This window comes from Bacillus sp. GMa5/1, from assembly GCF_050172015.1.
In the GTDB taxonomy this organism is placed as follows: Bacteria; Bacillota; Bacilli; order Bacillales; family Bacillaceae_G; genus Bacillus_A; species Bacillus_A cereus.
In genome coordinates this window covers 1-2,341 of the sequence record NZ_JBNLYC010000342.1, presented here as the reverse complement: position 1 = coordinate 2,341, position 2,341 = coordinate 1, and the positions used below count along the sequence as shown (strand labels likewise).

Sequence of the window (2,341 nt, the reverse complement as noted above, 5' to 3'; positions counted from 1 at the left end):
CATTACTAAAGTATGAGTTGAGTTGATACTATAGTAAATCGCTGAATAAAAATGAAGAGAGTAAGATATAGGGAAGGAGGATGAGAGAAATGAAGCGAAAAGAAATTAGTAAATCTGTAATTATTACAGGTGTGACACAAGGGTTAGGACGTGCGATGGTTGATCGATTTCATGAATTAGGGTGGAACATATATGGTTGTGGACGTTCAAAAGATAAAATTGAAGAACTAAAAAAACAGTACAGTAAAATACATGATTTCCAAGTAATTGATGTTTCAGATTCTCAGCAAGTTAATAACTGGGCAAATTATATATTTAATAGACATACGGCTCCCGATCTGATAATAAATAATGCATCGATTGTAAATCAAAATGCACAACTTTGGAAAATTACGGCTCAAGAATTCGAAAATGTAATGAATGTAAACGTGAATGGTGTAGTAAATGTAATAAGAGCGTTTGTTCCCGCAATGGTAGCTAGGAAAGAAGGAATTATCATTAATATGAGTTCTAGTTGGGGGAGAGAAGGTGAAGCTGAGCTTGCGCCATATTGTGCCTCGAAATTTGCAATTGAGGGTATCACTAAATCTATGGCCCTGGAATTACCCCATGGCATGGCTGTAGTTGCTTTAGATCCTGGAGGGAGTATTAGTACTCCAATGCTGAAGTCATGTGCGCCACAATATATAAATGAATCGCCTACACCTGAAACTTGGTCACATAAAGCAATTGAATATATATTGAATATAACAATAGATAAAAATGGAGATTCATTGACATGCCCAGCATGCATATAAAAAGCACCTTTAAGGTGCTTTTTATATTAGTAGCACATTATATCATTCACAAAATTACATCTGAAAAATAAAATAAAAGATTAAGGGTGAGATTTGTTTGTTTTGAAAGCTTTAGAAAATATTTAAATAGGTGATAAAAATGAATCCAAGCAGTTTAAAAGTGACAGGGGCATGGTTTCAAGTGGGAGGGAATCTTACAGCTGCTATTGGAACGACAAGAGGATTTATTGGAGAAGAGAAGGTTGAATCGGATCTTGTTATTGTAGGAAGCTCATTACAAGCCCTCGGGTATATATTACAAATCATTGCGGGCAATTATGATGATGGGGAAGAAAAAAGAGAAAATCAAAATATAGGCTTAGAGAATCAAAGTAAATTACTTGATCAGATAGGAATTGAGTTATTAGCATTAGGCAATATATCAAATGTAATAGGAACATATTTTAATATAAATGAACAATTGAAAGAAAATGATTATCTTATCATTACAGGGAACAGTTTACAATCGATCGGTGCTTTTTTAGGAGTAGAAGCAGCTTTGGTGGATATAAATGTATTACAGAAAATTATTATACTGGGTAACTCCATGCAAAGTTTAGGGGCTGGATTACAAGCGTATCAAGGTGTTTTAAATGTATTGAAAGATGAGAGAGAAAATGAAGATAGTATTTTTGATAAGAGGGATGAGAGAATCATTGCACTCATTGGTATTTGGATACAAGCGATAGGAACGTTAATTTCTGCAATTGGAGTAACTGCAATAGAGGAAGAAAATAGGCTAGAAAACAATAAAAAGTCTGAAATACTTATATAAATAGAAGGAGATACATTGATTTTAGAGGCAGGTTAAGATTAAAATGGTAGTAGGTTTTTTTGCGTATATTTTGAAAAGTGATATATAAAATACAAAATAAGGAGTTTTCAAGGGATGATGTATTTATTAGCAATTCTTCTTCCACCTGTTGCTGTATTATTTTGTGGAAAACCAATTCAGGCAATCATAAATTTCATATTAACATTAATATTTTGGGTTCCAGGAGTTATACACGCAATTCTTGTAGTGCATGATAAAAAAGCTGATCGGCGTTTGAAAAAACAAATTCAAGCATATGATGAAATTAATAAGAGAAATCGAAGATAATTCATCTGCCAAATGTTTTTAAAAGAAAGGAGGATTAACCTCCTTTCTTTTTTAGTGGGTGTTAAGTTTAAATTTTTGTGTGGCGGAAAGAATTTTTAATGTAAGTATTATGATAATAACTTTTAGATTGTGCATGTAATAGGCCAGTATAAATGCTTTCTGGTACATTAAAGAAATCATACATACCATGCTTTAATTGGATTCGCAAAATCATAGAAAAAGGATTATAACCAACAGCAACTATATTTTTTGAGGTAACCGGAGATAGCTTCATTATTATGCAACTCCTTATTTTTCATTTTTAATAATTCTTTGTAGGTAACGGTATTGTGGTGTTGAAATCTTTATAATTAAAGAGGTATTATACCTATATTCAATATATTTAATATTGGTTATACGTAAT

The 2,341-nt window shown here is 32.1% G+C and carries 4 protein-coding genes; 3 read left to right on the top strand and 1 reads right to left on the bottom strand.

What is annotated here, in order from left to right; translation table 11 throughout:
* Window positions 1-89: 89 nt before the first annotated feature.
* From ACQGSG_RS28380 to ACQGSG_RS28370, 3 genes are all read left to right on the top strand, one after another.
* On the top strand, window positions 90-797 hold the full coding sequence (locus ACQGSG_RS28380) for an SDR family oxidoreductase (RefSeq protein ID WP_098207623.1): 708 nt from the start codon (window positions 90-92) through the stop codon (window positions 795-797).
* Window positions 798-936: 139 nt separating this feature from the next.
* Window positions 937-1,611: a DUF6944 family repetitive protein gene (locus ACQGSG_RS28375; RefSeq protein WP_098605395.1), complete on the top strand. Its 675-nt coding sequence runs from the start codon at window positions 937-939 to the stop codon at window positions 1,609-1,611.
* A 114-nt stretch (window positions 1,612-1,725) separates the two neighbouring features.
* Window positions 1,726-1,938 carry a YqaE/Pmp3 family membrane protein gene (locus ACQGSG_RS28370; protein ID WP_000990233.1) on the top strand — a complete coding sequence of 71 codons (213 nt, stop codon included), beginning with the start codon at window positions 1,726-1,728 and terminating at the stop codon, window positions 1,936-1,938.
* Between the two features lie 67 nt (window positions 1,939-2,005).
* Here ACQGSG_RS28370 and ACQGSG_RS28365 read toward each other — a convergent pair whose 3' ends face one another.
* The gene (locus tag ACQGSG_RS28365) at window positions 2,006-2,212 is read right to left on the bottom strand and encodes a KTSC domain-containing protein (protein ID WP_000777843.1); all 207 of its coding nucleotides are present in this window, start codon (window positions 2,210-2,212) and stop codon (window positions 2,006-2,008) included.
* Between the last annotated feature and the right edge of the window lie 129 nt (window positions 2,213-2,341).

Coding starts and splice junctions, on each gene's coding strand:
- ACQGSG_RS28380 (WP_098207623.1), top strand. CDS start 90: ATGAAGCGAAAAGAAATTAGTAAATCTGTAATTATTACAGGTGTGACA.
- ACQGSG_RS28375 (WP_098605395.1), top strand. CDS start 937: ATGAATCCAAGCAGTTTAAAAGTGACAGGGGCATGGTTTCAAGTGGGA.
- ACQGSG_RS28370 (WP_000990233.1), top strand. CDS start 1,726: ATGATGTATTTATTAGCAATTCTTCTTCCACCTGTTGCTGTATTATTT.
- ACQGSG_RS28365 (WP_000777843.1), bottom strand. CDS start 2,212: ATGAAGCTATCTCCGGTTACCTCAAAAAATATAGTTGCTGTTGGTTAT.